Annotated in this window: 14 protein-coding genes; 7 read left to right on the top strand and 7 right to left on the bottom strand. The window is 63.9% G+C overall.

Translation table 11 applies throughout. The features are described from left to right. Positions 1 to 212 precede the first annotated feature (212 nt). The 5 genes from fahA to IVA80_RS22030 form a co-directional block, all read right to left on the bottom strand. Positions 213 to 1,484, bottom strand: a complete 1,272-nt coding sequence (fahA, locus tag IVA80_RS22050) for a fumarylacetoacetase (RefSeq protein ID WP_247435142.1) — start codon at positions 1,482 to 1,484, stop codon at positions 213 to 215. A gap of 109 nt (positions 1,485 to 1,593) precedes the next feature. Continuing rightward, complete coding sequence (gene hmgA, locus IVA80_RS22045) at positions 1,594 to 2,940, bottom strand: homogentisate 1,2-dioxygenase (RefSeq protein WP_247435139.1); 1,347 nt, start codon at positions 2,938 to 2,940, stop codon at positions 1,594 to 1,596. Continuing rightward, positions 2,937 to 3,899, bottom strand: coding sequence for an MBL fold metallo-hydrolase (locus tag IVA80_RS22040; RefSeq protein WP_247435137.1), 963 nt, complete (start codon positions 3,897 to 3,899; stop codon positions 2,937 to 2,939). The genes hmgA and IVA80_RS22040 overlap by 4 nt, the downstream gene beginning before the upstream one ends. 23 nt (positions 3,900 to 3,922) lie before the next feature. Further along, entirely contained in the window at positions 3,923 to 4,147 is a 225-nt protein-coding gene (locus IVA80_RS22035) for a DUF2783 domain-containing protein (protein WP_247435134.1), read from the bottom strand. 8 nt (positions 4,148 to 4,155) lie between these two features. After that, a complete protein-coding gene (locus tag IVA80_RS22030) occupies positions 4,156 to 5,784 on the bottom strand; it encodes an FAD-dependent oxidoreductase (protein WP_247435131.1) in 1,629 nt (542 codons plus the stop codon). A 110-nt stretch (positions 5,785 to 5,894) separates the two neighbouring features. Here IVA80_RS22030 and IVA80_RS22025 point away from each other — a divergent pair, with 110 nt between their 5' ends. Then, entirely contained in the window at positions 5,895 to 6,437 is a 543-nt protein-coding gene (locus tag IVA80_RS22025; protein ID WP_247435128.1) for a MarR family transcriptional regulator, read from the top strand. A gap of 50 nt (positions 6,438 to 6,487) precedes the next feature. Here the strand turns inward: IVA80_RS22025 and IVA80_RS22020 are convergent, their stop codons facing one another. Next, positions 6,488 to 7,294, bottom strand: coding sequence for an N-acyl homoserine lactonase family protein (locus IVA80_RS22020; protein ID WP_247435125.1), 807 nt, complete (start codon positions 7,292 to 7,294; stop codon positions 6,488 to 6,490). Positions 7,295 to 7,660: 366 nt separating this feature from the next. Between IVA80_RS22020 and IVA80_RS22015 the strand changes: the two genes are divergently transcribed. From IVA80_RS22015 to IVA80_RS21990, 6 genes are all read left to right on the top strand, one after another. After that, positions 7,661 to 9,166 carry a caspase family protein gene (locus IVA80_RS22015; protein WP_247435122.1) on the top strand — a complete coding sequence of 502 codons (1,506 nt, stop codon included), beginning with the start codon at positions 7,661 to 7,663 and terminating at the stop codon, positions 9,164 to 9,166. 148 nt (positions 9,167 to 9,314) lie between these two features. Continuing rightward, on the top strand, positions 9,315 to 9,986 hold the full coding sequence (locus tag IVA80_RS22010; protein WP_247435117.1) for an OmpA family protein: 672 nt from the start codon (positions 9,315 to 9,317) through the stop codon (positions 9,984 to 9,986). A 158-nt stretch (positions 9,987 to 10,144) separates the two neighbouring features. Further along, positions 10,145 to 11,074, top strand: coding sequence for an efflux RND transporter periplasmic adaptor subunit (locus IVA80_RS22005; protein ID WP_247435114.1), 930 nt, complete (start codon positions 10,145 to 10,147; stop codon positions 11,072 to 11,074). Continuing rightward, positions 11,074 to 14,223 (top strand): efflux RND transporter permease subunit, encoded by a 3,150-nt coding sequence (locus IVA80_RS22000; RefSeq protein ID WP_247435111.1) that lies wholly within the window; start codon positions 11,074 to 11,076, stop codon positions 14,221 to 14,223. Before IVA80_RS22005 ends, IVA80_RS22000 begins: the two co-directional genes overlap by 1 nt. A gap of 66 nt (positions 14,224 to 14,289) precedes the next feature. After that, the gene (locus IVA80_RS21995; RefSeq protein WP_247435106.1) at positions 14,290 to 14,529 is read left to right on the top strand and encodes a DUF433 domain-containing protein; all 240 of its coding nucleotides are present in this window, start codon (positions 14,290 to 14,292) and stop codon (positions 14,527 to 14,529) included. After that, entirely contained in the window at positions 14,526 to 14,891 is a 366-nt protein-coding gene (locus tag IVA80_RS21990) for a DUF5615 family PIN-like protein (protein ID WP_247435103.1), read from the top strand. The genes IVA80_RS21995 and IVA80_RS21990 overlap by 4 nt, the downstream gene beginning before the upstream one ends. 7 nt (positions 14,892 to 14,898) lie before the next feature. Here the strand turns inward: IVA80_RS21990 and IVA80_RS21985 are convergent, their stop codons facing one another. Beyond that, positions 14,899 to 15,573, bottom strand: a complete 675-nt coding sequence (locus tag IVA80_RS21985; protein ID WP_247435100.1) for a Crp/Fnr family transcriptional regulator — start codon at positions 15,571 to 15,573, stop codon at positions 14,899 to 14,901. Positions 15,574 to 15,656 lie beyond the last annotated feature (83 nt).

The raw sequence follows: 15,656 nt of genomic DNA, 5'->3' as shown, positions 1-15,656 counted from the left end.
CTACGCATGGCTCCGCGCGCCGCCCTCCTATCGTAAGTCCCTTACCCGGACAGATCGAACAGGCTTGACTTACAAATCCCCATATGAGGGTGGGCAAAGCGAAGCGTGCCCACCATGATCACCGCAATCGCGGAAGGGTGGTGGGCACGGCGCAAGAGCGCCCTTGCCCACCCTACGAAGCTCGCAATGATGGAGAGTGGAGAGAACTCAGCCTACTCCGCCGCCAGAATCGTCCCCTCGACCTCGCCGAACCCGATCCGGTGGCCGTTGCCCTGGCACCAGCCGCGCATGACGAGGCTGTCGCCGTCTTCCAGGAACGTACGCTTGACGCCGCCGGGCAATTCGACCGGCTCGGTGCCGTTCCAGCTGATCTCCAGAAGGCTGCCACGCTGGTTCTTGTCCGGGCCGGAGATGGTGCCGCTGCCGAGGAGATCGCCGACGTTCATCGCACAGCCGCCGGAGGCGTGGTGCATCAGCTGCTGCACCGAGGACCAGTACATGTATTTGAAGTTGGTGCGGCTGATGCTTGCGGGCGCAGTGGCGCCGGCGCCGCGCAAGGAGACGTCGAGCTCGAGGTCGTAGTTCTGCGGCTTCGCCTGCTTGAGATAGTCGAGCGGCACCGGCTCCTGCTCCGGCCCCTTCAGGCGGAACGGCTCCAGCGCCTCGCGCGTCACCACCCACGGGCTGATCGAGGTCGCAAAGGCTTTGGCGAGGAACGGTCCGAGCGGCACGTATTCCCATTGCTGAATGTCGCGTGCGCTCCAGTCGTTGAGCAGCACGAAGCCGAAGATCATCTCCTCGGCCTGTCGTTCCGTGAGCATGCCACCCATGGCTAAGGGCTGGCCGACCACGACGCCCATCTCCAGCTCGAAATCGAGCCGCTTACACGGCGCAAAGCTCGGCAGTTCGACATTTGGCGGCTTCAACTGCCCGCGCGGCCGCTTCACCTTGGTGCCGGAAACCACGACTGTGGACGCGCGGCCGTTATATGCGATCGGCATGTGCAGCCAGTTCGGCTGGAGCGCATTGTCCTTGCCGCGGAACATCACGCCGACATTGGTGGCGTGCTCCTTCGACGAATAGAAATCGGTGTAGCCGGAGACCGCGAACGGCAGATGCAGTTTTGCATCGCGCATCGCCACCAAGGCCTGCTTGCGCAGCTCCTCGTTGTCGCGCAGCTCCGGATGATCGTGACGCAGCAGTTCGCTGATCCGCACCCGCGTCTTGGTCCAGACCTTGGGCCCCAGCGCCATGAACGGATTGAGCGAGGGTCCGGAAAACACGCCGAGCGGACCGACATCGAGCCGCGAATCCTGCTCGAGCTGCCAGAGGTCGAGCACGTAATTGCCGATCGCAACGCCGACCCGCGGCGTCGGATTGGCTGCGGTCGAGAACACGCCGTAGGGCAGGTTCTGGATCGGGAAGTCGGAAGCGGGATCGATGTCGATGAAGGAGCGGAGGCTGGGGTCGTTGGGGTGGAACACGCGAATTCTCCAGTCGGAAAATTGTCATGCCCGGGCTTGATCCGGGCATCCATCATCTCAAAGAGAGATAGATCGCCGGGTCAAGCCCGGCGATGACGACCAATAAAGCCTACCGTCTATTCGGATCGAACCGCTTCTCCAAACCCTTCCAGCAATCCGCGTAGTCATCTTGAAGCGTCGGCGAATTCGCGGCATGCGCTGTCACGCGCTGCGGGTAGCGGGTCTCGAACATGAAGGCCATGGTGCCGGTCAGCTTCACCGGCTTCAGCTCGCCGTTGCTGGCGTGCTCGAAGGCGTCACGGTCCGGGCCGTGCGGCAGCATGCAATTGTGCAAGCTGATGCCACCGGGGACAAAGCCTTGCGGCTTGGCATCGTAGACGCCGTAGATCAGGCCCATGAACTCGCTCATGATGTTCATGTGATACCAGGGCGGACGGAAGGTGTTGTCGGCGACCAACCAGCGCTCGGGGAAGATGACGAAGTCGATATTGGCAGTGCCCGCCGTCTCCGACGGCGAGGTCAGCACCGTGAAGATCGAGGGATCGGGATGGTCGAAGCCGATCGCGCCGACCGGCGAGAAGGTGCGCAGATCGTATTTGTACGGCGCGTAATTGCCGTGCCAGGCCACGACGTCGATCGGCGAATGCGGCAGCGTGGTCTTGAACAACGCACCGCCCCATTTCACGTAGAGCTCTGTCGGCGTGTCCTTGTCCTCGTAGTGCGCGACCGGCGTCAGGAAGTCGCGGGCATTGGCAAGGCAGTTGGCGCCGATCGGCCCGCGCTCCGGAAGCGTGAAGGCGCCGCCGTAGTTCTCGCAGAGATAGCCGCGCGCCGGGCCGTTCGGAATCTCCACGCGGAACTTGACGCCACGCGGGATCACCACGATCTCGCCGGGCTCGGCGTCGATACGGCCGAACTCGGTGACGAGGCGCAAATTGCCCTGCTGAAGCACGAACATCAGCTCGCCGTCGGCATTGTAGAAGTGCTGGTCCACCATCGATTTGGTGATGAGATAGACATGCGCGGCCATGCCGGCCTGGGTGTTGACGTCGCCGGCCGTCGTCATGGTCTGCACGCCCTGGAGGAAAGTCACATCCTCCTTCGGGATCGGCGCCGGGTCCCAGCGCAGCTGTGCGATCGGCAGATCGTTTTCGTGGCAAGGCGCCGAGCGCCACAGGCCGGCATCCGCCTTCTCGAAACGGCCGGAATGCTTCACCGAGGGGCGAATGCGATAGAGCCAGGAGCGCTCATTGGTGCCGCGCGGCGCGGTAAATGGCGAGCCGGAAAGCTGCTCGGCGTAGAGCCCGTAAGCGCAGCGCTGCGGCGAATTGCGCCCGATCGGGAGCGCGCCCGGCAAAGCTTCGGTCTCGAAGCTGTTGCCGAAGCCGGACATATAGCCGGGCGTGACCTGAGCGGTGCTGCGAACGATCTGATCAGGCGAGGTGTTGATGTTCATGATGATCCTCCTCCTTGCAGGGCGGCCCACATTTCCTGGTCGCGCTTGTCGGTCCAGATCACGGGGTCATCGATTCCCGACGCCTCGTCATAGGCGCGCGACACGTTGAACGGAAGGCAGTGCTCGTAGATGGCAAAGCTTGAAAATTTCGGATCCATCACCTCGCGCGTCGCTGCCATCGATTCCTTCAGCGTGCGGCCCTTCGCGACCGAGATTTCAGCGGCGCCATAGAGCGAGGTGACGAAGTCGCGCGTCATCGCAATGGCTTCGCGCACCGTGGCGACACCCTTCAGCGCATCGCCGCGGCCCGGCGCGATTGCCTTGGGATTGAAGTTGCGGATCTCATTCAGCGTCAACGGCCACTCGCGCAAATGCGCGTCGCCGCAATAGCAGGCCGAGTGGTATTCGATCAGATCGCCGGAGAACATGACCTCGGCATCCGGCACCCAGGCGACGATATCGCCAGAGGTGTGGCCGGCGCCGAGCTGCATCAGCCGCACTTCGCGTTTTCCCAGATAGATCGACATCTCGCCTTCGAAGGTCAGCGTCGGCCAGGTCAGGCCAGGAATGCTTTGCGCATCCTGGAACAGCCGGGGGAAGCGGCCGTATTCGGAATCCCAGTCCTGCTGGCCGCGCTCCTCGATCAGACGATAGGTCTCCTGCGAGGCCACGATGCCCTGCGCCTTGTAGGCGGAGGCACCCAGCACGCGCACGGCGTGGTAGTGCGACAGCACCACATATTTGATCGGCTTGTCGGTAACGGTACGGACGCGCTCGATCACCTTGTTGGCCATCGCCGGCGTCGACTGCGCGTCGAACACCAGGCAGCCGTCGTCGCCCACGATGATCGCGGTGTTCGGATCGCCCTCCGCGGTGAAGGCGTAGAGATCGGTGCCGATCTCGGAGAAGGTGATCTTTTTCTCGGAGAGATCGCCGGTGGATGCGAAGTTCTTCGCCATCAATTCATCCTTAGGTCACGAGGTTATTGTTGTTGCTGTTGTTGCTGCTGGCCGTCGATCATGCGCCGCTTCGCGAGCAGGATCGCTTCCCGCAACACGTCGATGTCGCCGATATGGTTGGCGAGGACCAGCACCAGAGCCGCGTCGAAATCGGCGCTCTGCTCGTCGGTGAGGCCGCGATGCGCCTCGACGATGGCGCGAAATGCATCGTCCGGCCGCGCGAAGTTGGAGCTGGTGGAAAGCGGCATGCGAAACCTCAATTCAAACCTTCAGCCCGCGACAATGCGGCTGCGATCGCCGCACGCGTCGGATGGCGGAAGCGCGCCGCGACGTAACCATCGGGCCTGAGCAGATAGGCTGCGCCCGACTCGGCGCCATAGCGCCCTGCGACCAAGCCCGAGGAATCGCCAAGTCCTCCCTCGCCGCCGATGCGGATATCCTTCACGCCATCCGGCACATCGATCGCCGCGCCATTGTTGAATGATAGCAAGGTAAAGTCCGTTCCGCCCCTGCGGAATGCATCCGTCAAATAGCCGCGCTCGCCCGTGGCCGTCGCAACCGGCGCATCCAGCATGCAACAGCCGGGCGACGGTCCCCCGCGCCACGCATCCGCATCGGGCGATGACAGCGGCGTGTCATAGCTGCACGGCACCGACAGCCGGCCGCCATTGACCATGCGCTTGCCGAACTCCGTCTCCTTGGCCAGCGACAGCACCGCCTTGCGCAGCCGCGCCTCCTGATGCGAGTTCGGCGCCATGAAATCGGTCGAGCGGGTGGATTCGCGAATGTTCTCGTCGGCCGCCATGCTGCGCTCGACATGGTAGCTCTCGAGCAGGCTCGCGGGCGAAGCGCCACGCAGCACGCGGTCGAGCTTCCAGGACAGGTTTTCGGCGTCCTCGAGTCCCGAGTTTGCGCCGCGCGCACCGAAGGGCGAAACCTGATGCGCGGAATCCCCCGCGAAGATCACGCGGCCGTGGAGGAAGCGATCCATCCGCCGGCACTGGAATTTGTAGAGCGAGATCCACTCGAACTCGAACTTGTCGTGCCCGAGCATGCGCGCGATCCGCGGCCGCACGTTCTCGGGTCTCTTCTCGACCACGGGGTCCGCATAGCGATTGAGCTGGAGATCGATGCGCCAGACATCGTCCGGTTGCCGGTGCAACAGCGCCGAACGTCCCGCATGAAACGGCGGATCGAACCAGAACCAACGTTCGGTCGGAAATTCCGCAGTCATCTTGACGTCGGCGATCAGGAACTGGTCTTCGAACACCTGGCCGGCGAAGTCGGCGCCCACCATCTGCCGCAGCGAGGAGCGGGCGCCATCGCAGGCGACGACATATTGCGCATGCAGGCGATAGGCGCCCTCCGGCGTTTCGATCGTCAGCGCGACGGAATCGTTGCGGCTCTCCAGCGCCGTCACCTTGTTGCGCCAGCGCAGGTCGATATCAGACAGATCGCTAATGCGATCGACCAGATAGGCTTCGGCGTAATATTGCTGGAGGTTGATGAAGGCTGGCCGCTTGTGACCGTCTTCGGGCAGCAGGTTGAACTGGTAAAGCTGCGACTCGCCGTGAAAAATGCGCCCGACGCTCCACACCACGCCTTTCTCGACCATGCGGTCGCCGACGCCGATCCGGTCCCAATATTCCAGCGACCTTTTCGAAAAGCAGATCGCCCGCGAGCCCTCGCCAATGCGGTCGGCATCATCCAGAAGGACGACGCGCTGGCCGCGCTGGGCGAGATCAATTGCCAGCGACAGACCGACCGGACCAGCGCCGACGACCACGACCGGAGGCTCGGCCGGGCTCTGGCCGGGGCGATCCTGATCGGGGTGGCGGCGATAGCCGAACTGGGTTTTGGCCTGCTGCGTATTGGCCTGCGCCATGCGCTAACCTCGGCTCTGGTCAGGAGAGGACCGATCTGCTAGATAGTCTCACGTGCAACTATTTTGGACCGGAGCCGGCCGGCCGTCAACTGGAATTCGGAGCGCTCTCCTTGGCGAGGACATCCAGCGACATCGCGCTGAAGACACGTGAAGCCGACGAGGCTTCACCGTGGCCAAAGTCACGGCTCGACCTGTTCAAGTTCGTGCCGTTCCGGCTCAACCGGCTGGCGGCGGAAGTCAGCGCCGCGCTTTCGGTCGAATATCAGGAACGGCACGGTCTCGACATTCCAGCCTGGCGCGTGATTGCCACGCTCGGCTTTCGCAACGATGCCTGTAGCGCGCAATACATCTCGCAATGCACCCGCACGCACAAATCCACCATCAGCCGCGCGGTGACCACGCTGTTGCACGAGGAACTGATCGAGCGGGTCGAGAACGAAGCCGACCGCCGCGAATTCCGCCTGCAACTGACGAAGAAGGGCCGCGCTCTCTACCAGGAGCTGTTCCCGCAATTGCTGCGGCGGGAAGATGAGATCCTCGCCTGCCTCTCCGCGTTGGAGCGCAAACAGCTATCGACGCTGCTCGGCAAGATCGAACAGAGTCTCGACCTGATCCAGACCAGCGAAGAAGCCGACGCCAAGCAGGCGTATTAGCCTCCTCTGTCATTCCGGGTTCCCGCTCCGCGCGCCCCGGAATGACGCCGTCATTTCGCAAATGATCTCGACGGCGGCAGGTGCAATGCCCAGGCATCGACCTTGTCGCTGGCACGCGGATAGATCTCCGTCACGATCGGATCATGGCCGGGAATGAACCTGTCAGGATGGCCGGCGAGGCGTTCGATCGTCTCCCAGCCCTGCGCCATATCGCCGATGTTGTAGACGATGGGGAACGGGCTCTTGCGCTGGAGATTGGCGTAGTAATGCGCGGCATCGGAGGCCAGCACCACGGGTCCGCGCGCAGTCTCGACCTTGACCACCTGCAAGCCATCCGAATGGCCGCCGACACGGTGCACGGTCACGCCGGGAGCAACCTCGCCGTCGCCGGAATAGAAATGGACGCGCTCGCCATAGACATGGCGCACCATCTGCGTGACGTGCTCGACCGAGAACGGATGTCGCAGCAGTCCGTTGCACATGCAGCGTCCCGTCGCGTAAGCCATCTCGCGCTCCTGGAGATGGAAGCGCGCGTTCGGGAAGCGGTCGAGATTGCCAGCGTGGTCGTAATGCAGATGTGTCACGATAATGTCGCGAATGCCTGACGCCGTGACGCCAAAGCGCTCCAGCGCATCGACCGGATTGAGCGTCAGCTTGCGCGCCCGCGCGCTCGCTTCCTCGGCATTGAAACCGGTATCAACCAGAATGTCGCGGCCGCCGCCGCGGATCAGCCAGACGAAATAGTCGAGATCCTGCGCCGCGCTGTCATGCGGATCGGGCGCCAGGAAGTTCATGTTGGGGGTACGCGGCGACATCGTCGCATAGCGCAGGGCGTAGATTTCGTAGGCGTTTCCCATGGTTTTCTTTTCTGAGTTGGACCTTCGGGACGATCGAGCGCACCAAGCCATTGTCCGCCGCAAAGGTCAAACACCGGAGGGCTGCGACAGCGTCCAGCCCGCCATGTGAGACCCATCACATTTTCTGTGTCGTGGTTGCTCTGGCATCCTGCCGTAGAGTCGAAGCAGATTACGTCGAGCCCAACCGTGACAGCCCGTTTATTCCCCTCGCAGCGCACCCATGTATCGCGGTCAATTGTCGCGATACTGCCGAATCTCCAAGCGGTTGACGCCCCCCTTCCCGGGTTTGATAATGCACATTGCGTAAGTTAAGGTCGCCGCGGCGCAAGCTGGTAACGGCGCCTTTTTGGCTGGACCGCGCTGATTATGAAAATTCGCTTCCTTTTTCTTCTGCCCTTGCTCGTGTCGCTCGTCCCGGCTGCGCCATCCCTGGCCGCCGGCGACCGTTATGCGTTGGTCATCGGCAACGCCAAATATCCGGATGCGGACGTCCCGCTGAAGGAACCGCTCAACGACGCGCGCGATGTCGCCGACGAACTCAAGCGCGACGGCTTTTCCGTCGAAATCGGCGAGAACCTGACCGGCGACGGCATGCGCCGCGCCTTCGACAAGCTCTACGGCAAGATCAAGCCGGGCTCGGTGGCGCTGATCTTCTTCAGCGGTTTCGGCATCCAGTCGGCGCGCCAGAGCTACATGCTGCCGGTCGATGCACAGATCTGGACCGAATCCGACGTGCGCCGCGACGGTGTCAGCCTCGAGACCGTGCTTGGCGAGCTCAATACCCGCGGCGCCGGCGTCAAGATCGCGCTGATCGATGCCTCCAGGCGCAACCCGTTCGAGCGCCGGTTCCGCAGCTTCTCGGCCGGCCTGACACCGGTCATCGCGCCGAATGGCACGCTGGTGATGTATTCGGCGGCGCTGGCCTCGGTGGTCTCGGACGCAGGCGGCGAGCACAGCCTGTTCGTCCAGGAACTCCTGAAGGAAATTCGTGTCCCCGACCTGATGGCCGAGGAGACGCTGAACCGCACCAAGATGGGCGTCACCCGCGCCTCGCGCGGCGAGCAGGTGCCGTGGATCTCCTCGTCGCTCGCGGAAGATTTTTCATTCATTCCGGGCGCCGGCGGATCGCGCCCGCCGGCGATCGCACCGCCGCCACCGCCGGTCGTCGCCAATAACCCGCCGCCGGCTCCGCCCGCACCGCCTCCGCCGCCGAAGCCGGCGGACACGGCAGCGGCACCTTCACCGGCACCTGCACCGGCGCCCTCGCCGAAGCCGCAGGTCGAGGCCGCCCTGCCTCCGCCACCGCCGCCGGTGAACCCAACCGAGACCACCCCCGCGCCGAGCATGGAAAGCGGGCCGAGCGCGGCCGTGCTGGCGGAGGACCCGACCATCAAGGGCCTGACGGCCAAGATCGCCACCAATCCGGACGACGTGAACGCGCTGTACCGGCGCGGCCAGGTCTATGCCAGCAAGGGCGCCTACAATCTCGCCATCAAGGATTTCGACGACACGCTCCGGATCAATGCGAAGGACGTCGAGGCGCTGAACAACCGCTGCTGGACCCGCACCGTGGTCGGCGACCTCCAGGGCGCGCTGAAGGATTGCAACGAGGCGCTGCGCCTGCGGCCGAATTTCGTCGATGCGCTGGACAGCCGGGGGCTCGTCAATCTGAAATCGGGAGCGGTCAAGAACGCCATCGCCGATTTCGATGCGGCCCTGAGGATCAATCCGCGCCTGACCTCCTCGCTCTTTGGCCGTGGGATTGCCAGGCAGCGCAACGGCTCGGCTCAGGAAGGTGCGCTCGACATCGCCAATGCCAAGGCGATGGACCCGAACATTGTTCAGGAATTCGCAAGCTACGGAGTACGTTGATATTTTTTCGAGTTGAGGCAGCCCACGCCTCGAACCCTCGGCGGCCGATGGAAGACTAATGGACGGATGCCGCAGGCGGCCTTTCCCGGGGGACGTATTGCAGGGATTTTGGAAATCGCGCGAGCTGGCTGCGCAGGAGGGACTCACTATGAGATTGGCTGCAAAGGGACTGACCGCAATCCTGTCCATCATCACCATCGGCACCGCCCTGTCGCTGACGACCGCGCTCGCATTGGCGGGCGACGACGGCAACAGCAAGAACGTCACCGAGGACGACATCGTCCGCGCGCTGGCGCCGCAACCGAAGAAGCCCCTGACCCGCGGCCTCTCGATCGCCCCGCAGGCCGATCCAGCGCCGAGCGCGACAGAAACCAAGCTGATCCAGTCTGTGCGCGGCCGCTCGACGCGCTCGCTTTCGTCGACCGAGCGTGAAGAAATCGCGTCGGTGGCCAAGGACAAGCCGAACATCGATCTGGAAATCACGTTCGACTACAACTCGGCCAATATCAGCCCCAAGTCGCTGTCTTCCGTGCAGGCGCTCGGTCGCGCGCTGACCAGTCCCGACCTGAAGGGCTCGACCTTCGTGGTTGCAGGCCACACCGACGCCGCCGGTGCCGAGGGCTATAATCAGGACCTGTCCGAGCGCCGCGCGGATTCGATCAAGCGCTACCTCATCGACAAGTACGGCATCTCCGCGACCGATCTCGTCACCGTCGGCTACGGCAAGAGCAAGCTGAAGGACCCGAACCAGCCGATGGCGGAGGTCAACCGCCGCGTGCAGGTCGTCAACATGGAAAACAAGACCACCGCATCGAAGTAAGCACGACGTAATCCTTTGAAATGATAAGTCGTGATGTGGTGTAAAATCTTGCTTCCAAAGCGCGTCCCGCAGCCTTGCGGGACGCCGCTTTATTTCAGAGAAGCGCTCTCAGCAGGCCTCGTGCGGATGGCCGTGAGCCAGGCCAGGACAATCCGGCGATGAACGTCTCCGACTATCTCAAGCCTGCCGGAACTGTGGTGTTCGTCGTTGCGCTCGGCGTCGGCTATTATTTGTTCGAGCATCGGCATCGCCCCGAGGCGAAGGAAACGCCGGGCGAGGCGCTCGTCATCGTGACGAAGTCGACCAATGCCTGCTTCTCCGACCTGGTGCGGGTGACCGGCTTTTTCGTGCCGCGCCGTGAGGCGGTGGTCGTCGCCGACCAGGAAGGCTCAAGGGTCACCGACCTCTTCGTCAGCGAGGGCGCGATGGTCACCGACAATCAGGAGCTGGCGCGCCTGACGGCGCCGCCGCAGATTCCGGGCCAGCCGCAGCGACCCGGTCCGCAAGGCCCGGTCTCGCTGAAGGCGCCGGCGCCGGGCCTCGTCACCCAGGTCCGCACCATCGTCGGCGCGCCGGCCTCGCCGCAGGCCGGCCCGATGTTCCGCATCGCCGTCAACAACGAGATCGAGCTCGACGCCCAGGTCCCGGCGGTACATATGCCGAAGCTCAGCTCCGGCGCGACGGTGCGCATCAGCCGCGACGACGCGCCCGATTTGATCGGGCGGGTCCGGCTGGTTGCGCCCGAAATCGACCGCGCGACCCAACTCGGGCGCGTCCGCATCAGCGTCACCAACAATCCGTCGCTGAAAGTCGGCGTGTTTGCCCGCGCCTCGATCGACGCCAAGCGAAGCTGCGGCGTCGCGGTTCCCAAGACCGCGATCGACCATCTCACCGTGCAGGTCGTCAAAGGCAACACGATCGAAACGCGGAAGGTGCGGGTCGGACTGTCGTCCGACAGCGCGACGGAAATCCTGGAAGGCCTCAGCGTCGGCGAAATCGTCGTGGCCGACGCCGGCTCTTCGCTCCATGACGGCGACCAGATCAAAACCATGTTCGCCGATGAACTCGATCGCACGCGGGTACGCTGATGGCTCTCAATATCTCGGCATGGTCGATCCGCAATCCGCTGCCGTCGGTTGTTTTCTCCATCATTCTCCTGATCCTCGGCTGGGCCTCCTTCGCCAGGCTTGCGGTGACGCGGCTGCCTTCGGCCGACATTCCCGTGATCTCGGTCGCGGTCTCGCAATTCGGCGCTGCGCCTGCCGAACTCGAATCCCAGGTCACCAAGACGGTTGAAGACGCCGTCTCCGGCGTCGAGGGCGTGCGGCACATCACCTCGTCGATCACCGACGGCCTGTCGGTCACCACCATCCAGTTCGCGCTGGAGACCAACACCGACCGCGCGCTCAACGACGTCAAGGACGCGGTGACGCGGGTGCGCTCCAACCTGCCGCAGAACGTCACCGAGCCTCTGATCCAACGCGTCGACGTGATCGGCCTGCCGATCGTCACCTATGCCGCGATCTCGCCCGGCAAGACGCCGGAGCAGCTCTCCTATTTCGTCGACGACGTGGTCAAGCGCGCGCTGCAAGGTGTCCGCGGCGTCGCCCAGGTCGAGCGCATCGGCGGTGTCGAGCGCGAAATCCTGATCTCGCTCGATCCCGACCGTTTGCAGGCAATGGGGCTGACCGCCGTCAATGTCAGCCAGAGCCTGCGCGGCACCAATGTCGACGTCGCCGGCGGCCGCGCCGAAATCGGCAAGAACGACCAGGCGATCCGCACGCTCGCGGGCGCCAAGACGCTGGGCGACCTTGCCGGCACCATGATCCCGCTGTTCGGCGGCGGCGAGGTCCGGCTCGACGATCTCGGCACCGTCACCGACACCATCGCTGACCGCCGCACCTTCGCCCGCTTCAATGGCGAGCCGGTCGTCGCGCTCGGCATCAAGCGCTCCAAGGGTGCCAGCGACGTGAAGGTGGCCGAGGCCGTGCAGAAGCGCATCGACGCGCTCAAGGCCGCCTATCCAGATGTCGACCTGAAGGTGATCGACACCTCGGTCGAATATACCAACGGCAATTACCACGCCGCGATCTCGACCCTGTTCGAAGGCGCCATCCTCGCCGTCATCATCGTGCTCCTGTTCCTGCGCGACCTGCGCGCCACTGTCATCGCCGCGATCTCGCTGCCGTTGTCGATCTTCCCGGCGTTCTGGGCGATGGACCTGCTCGGCTTCTCGCTCAACCTCGTCAGCTTCCTCGCCATCACGCTGTCGACGGGTATCCTTGTCGACGATGCCATCGTCGAGATCGAGAACATCGTCAGGCACATGAACATGGGCAAGTCGCCCTATCGTGCCGCCCTCGAAGCCGCCGACGAGATCGGCCTCGCGGTGATCGCGATCTCGCTGACGATCATCGCGATCTTCGCACCTGCGAGCTTCATGTCGGGAATCGCCGGACAGTTCTTCAAGCAGTTCGGCATCACCGTCTCGGTGCAGGTGTTCTTCTCGCTGCTCGCGGCGCGCTTCGTCACGCCGGTGCTCGCTGCCTACTTCCTTAAACATGGCAATCACGAAGAGCCGCCGCCCGGCCGCGTGCTGCGGTCCTATCACAGGATCGTGGCCTGGTCGGTGAAGCATTATTTCATCACGGTGCTGGTCGGCTTCGGCGTCTTCGCCGCCTCGATCTGGAGCATCACGCTGCTGCCGCAGGGCTTCCTGCCGGCGCAGGACAGCGCGCGTTCACTGGTTGCCCTCGAGCTGCCGCCGGGCACTCAACTCGCCTACACCGAAAAAGTTACCGAGGACATCGTCGCGCGCCTGCGCAAGCGGCCCGAGGTCAAGAGCATCTTCGTCGACGGCGGGCGCGTTCCACCGGGCACCCAGGAAGTCCGGCGCGCCGCCTTGATCATCAACTACACGCCCAAGGACAGCCGCGACATCACCCAGCGCGAGCTCGAATTCTCGATTAGCCAGGAGCTGGAGAACATTCCCGATATCCGGTTCTGGTTCCTCGACGAGAACGGCCTGCGTGCCATCTCGCTGGTCGTGACCGGCGTCGACGCCAATATCGTCAATAACGTCGCCAGCGAACTCGCGACGCAGATGAAGCGGATTCCGACCATCTCCAACGTGATCTCGGAAACCACGCTGGAGCGGCCCGAGCTGCGCATCGAGCCCCGCGCCGATCTCGCCGCACGGCTCGGCGTCTCGACCGAAAGCCTGTCGCAGACCATCCGCGTCGCCACCATCGGCGACGTCGGTCCCGCGCTTGCCAAATTCGATGTCGGCGACCGTCTGGTGCCGATCCGCGTGCAGCTCGAAGATGCCGCACGCGGCAATCTGAAGACGCTCGAGCAGTTGCGCGTGCCGCTCGGCGAGCGCGGCGAGAAGGGCGGCGTACCGCTCTCCGTCATCGCCGACGTCAAGCTCGACCAGGGTCCGACCAGCATCAACCGCTACGATCGCGAGCGGCAGGCGACCGTCGCAGCCGACCTCGTCGGCTCCGCCGCGCTCGGCGACGCCACCAAGAAGATCTACGACCTGCCGGTGATGAAGAGCCGGCCGAAGGGTGTGAAAGTCTCCCCCTCCGGCGACGCCGAAAGCCTGAATGAGCTGTCCGACGGTTTTGCGACCGCGATCACGGCTGGTCTGATGATGGTCTACGCCGTGCTCGTGCTGCTGTTCGGCACTTTCCTCCAGCCGATCACCATCCTGTTCTCGCTGCCGCTATCGATCGGCGGCGCCATCGCCGCCCTGCTCGTCACCGGCAAGCAGCTCACGACGCCGGTGTGGATCGGCATCCTGATGCTGATGGGCATCGTCACCAAGAACGCGATCATGCTGGTGGAGTTCGCCATCGAATCCGTTCGCGCCGGCAAACCGCGTGAAGAAGCGATGATCGACGCCGGCATGAAACGCGCCCGCCCGATCGTGATGACCACGATCGCGATGGCCGCCGGCATGATGCCGAGCGCGCTCGCGGTCGGCGCCGGCGGCGAGTTCCGCTCGCCGATGGCGCTTGCGGTGATCGGCGGCCTGATCTTCTCGACCATCCTGTCGCTGGTGTTCGTGCCCGCAATGTTCATGGTGATGGACGATCTCGGCGCCCTGATCTGGCGCTTCGGCAAGCGGCTGATCGTGCACAGCGAGGACGCGGAGATCGCCGGTCATCACGGAGCAGCGCCGGCGGAAGGGGCACCAGCGCCGAAGAACATTGCGCGCCCTGCGGCGGAGTAGATTCTGGGGCGAACGGGCCAAGGGCGCACACTGGCGAAGGTCGTCCGCAGGCGCTATGTTACCCCTATGACGTTCACACGCATCACGATCGACCCTGCGGTCTGCACCGGCAAGCCCTGCATTCGCGGGCTGCGATTTCCGGTTGCACGGCTACTCGGCCTGTTGGCGGCCGGCGAGACCCGTGAATCCGTCTTGAACGACTACCCGTACCTCGAGCGCGAAGACATCGACGAAGCGTTGCGCTACGCGGCCTTCCTCGCGGAGGACGAGGCCGTCGAGTTGCACCCCACCATCGGGGCCAAGTGAAATTCCTCATCGACATGCCCCTCTCGCCGGCGCTGTCGCACTGGCTGACAGAGATGGGGCATGATGCGGTCCACGCTTCCGTGATTGGCTTTCATGCTGCGAGCGACGTTGAGATCATCGATCGTGCCAGGCAGGAGGTCCGCACGGTCGTCACGGCAGACCTCGACTATCCTCGGCTGATTGCAACCGCGGGCAGCGACAGCCCAAGTCTGATTCTTTTCCGAAGCGGCGACTGGACAGAGGCGAGCGTTCGAGCCCGACTGGCGGAGGTTCTATCCGCCCTGACTGAGAACGAAATACGGGGCAGCATTATTACGGTCGATCGGGATCGCGTCCGACGGCGCAGACTCCCGATCGCTTGATCCCCTCCTACTCATTCCGCGCGATCGCCGTCAGCTTGGTCATGTTCCTCAGCAAGATGCGGCCGCGCTGGAGATCGAGGATCGCTTCCTTGCGCCAAGCCTGGAGCTGGCGGTTGACGCTTTCGCGGGCGGCGCCGACGAAGACGCCGAGCTGCTCCTGCGAGATGTGAACCTCCGAGCCGAAATCGGCGGCGAGCGCACAGAGCCGGCGCGCGAGGCGCACGGGCAGCGGTTGCAGCATGGATTCTTCCATCCGCTCGCTCTGCCAGCGGATGCGCTGGCACAGCAGCGCGATGATCTTGATCGCGACCTTCGGCTCGCGCTCGAGGAAAGCGAGAAAGTCTTCGCGCCGCAACACGAACAATTCGCTGGCCTCGCCCGCGGTTGCATCCGCCGTGCGGCTCTGGCCGTCCAGCACCGCGACCTCGCCGAACAGATCGCCCGGGCCCATGAAGTTCAGCGTCAGCCGGCTGCCGTCGGCGGAGCCGGTCTCGATGCGGACTTGGCCGCGGCGCACGCCGAACAGCGCATCCCCGGCATCGCCCTTCTGGAACAGCACCTCGCCGTTGGCCAGATGCTGGGTGTGGCAGAGATTGGACAACCGCTGGAGTTCGTCCGCGCCGAGATCCGCGAACATCGCGTTCATCTTCAGGATGACCGCAAATTCGGCCTGCTTGCTCATTTCTATTTCCTTGTGAATTTCCTAAGCCAGTTTCCTTGGCAAATCGCTTGGAACCATCAACATCAGAATCGCGTAAAACCGCG

Origin of the sequence: Bradyrhizobium sp. 139 (genome assembly GCF_023074175.1) — a bacterium.
Lineage (GTDB): Bacteria > Pseudomonadota > Alphaproteobacteria > Rhizobiales > Xanthobacteraceae > Bradyrhizobium.
This window is presented reverse-complemented; position numbering and strand designations above follow the sequence as displayed.

Bases quoted from the DNA above. Each gene is read 5' to 3' on its own strand.
- IVA80_RS22040 (WP_247435137.1), bottom strand. From the start codon at position 3,899: ATGGCGAAGAACTTCGCATCCACCGGCGATCTCTCCGAGAAAAAGATC.
- IVA80_RS22035 (WP_247435134.1), bottom strand. From the start codon at position 4,147: ATGCCGCTTTCCACCAGCTCCAACTTCGCGCGGCCGGACGATGCATTT.
- IVA80_RS21995 (WP_247435106.1), top strand. From the start codon at position 14,290: ATGACGTTCACACGCATCACGATCGACCCTGCGGTCTGCACCGGCAAG.
- IVA80_RS22010 (WP_247435117.1), top strand. From the start codon at position 9,315: ATGAGATTGGCTGCAAAGGGACTGACCGCAATCCTGTCCATCATCACC.
- IVA80_RS22020 (WP_247435125.1), bottom strand. From the start codon at position 7,294: ATGGGAAACGCCTACGAAATCTACGCCCTGCGCTATGCGACGATGTCG.
- IVA80_RS22000 (WP_247435111.1), top strand. From the start codon at position 11,074: ATGGCTCTCAATATCTCGGCATGGTCGATCCGCAATCCGCTGCCGTCG.
- IVA80_RS21985 (WP_247435100.1), bottom strand. From the start codon at position 15,573: ATGAGCAAGCAGGCCGAATTTGCGGTCATCCTGAAGATGAACGCGATG.
- IVA80_RS22015 (WP_247435122.1), top strand. From the start codon at position 7,661: ATGAAAATTCGCTTCCTTTTTCTTCTGCCCTTGCTCGTGTCGCTCGTC.
- IVA80_RS22005 (WP_247435114.1), top strand. From the start codon at position 10,145: ATGAACGTCTCCGACTATCTCAAGCCTGCCGGAACTGTGGTGTTCGTC.
- IVA80_RS22030 (WP_247435131.1), bottom strand. From the start codon at position 5,784: ATGGCGCAGGCCAATACGCAGCAGGCCAAAACCCAGTTCGGCTATCGC.
- hmgA (WP_247435139.1), bottom strand. From the start codon at position 2,940: ATGAACATCAACACCTCGCCTGATCAGATCGTTCGCAGCACCGCTCAG.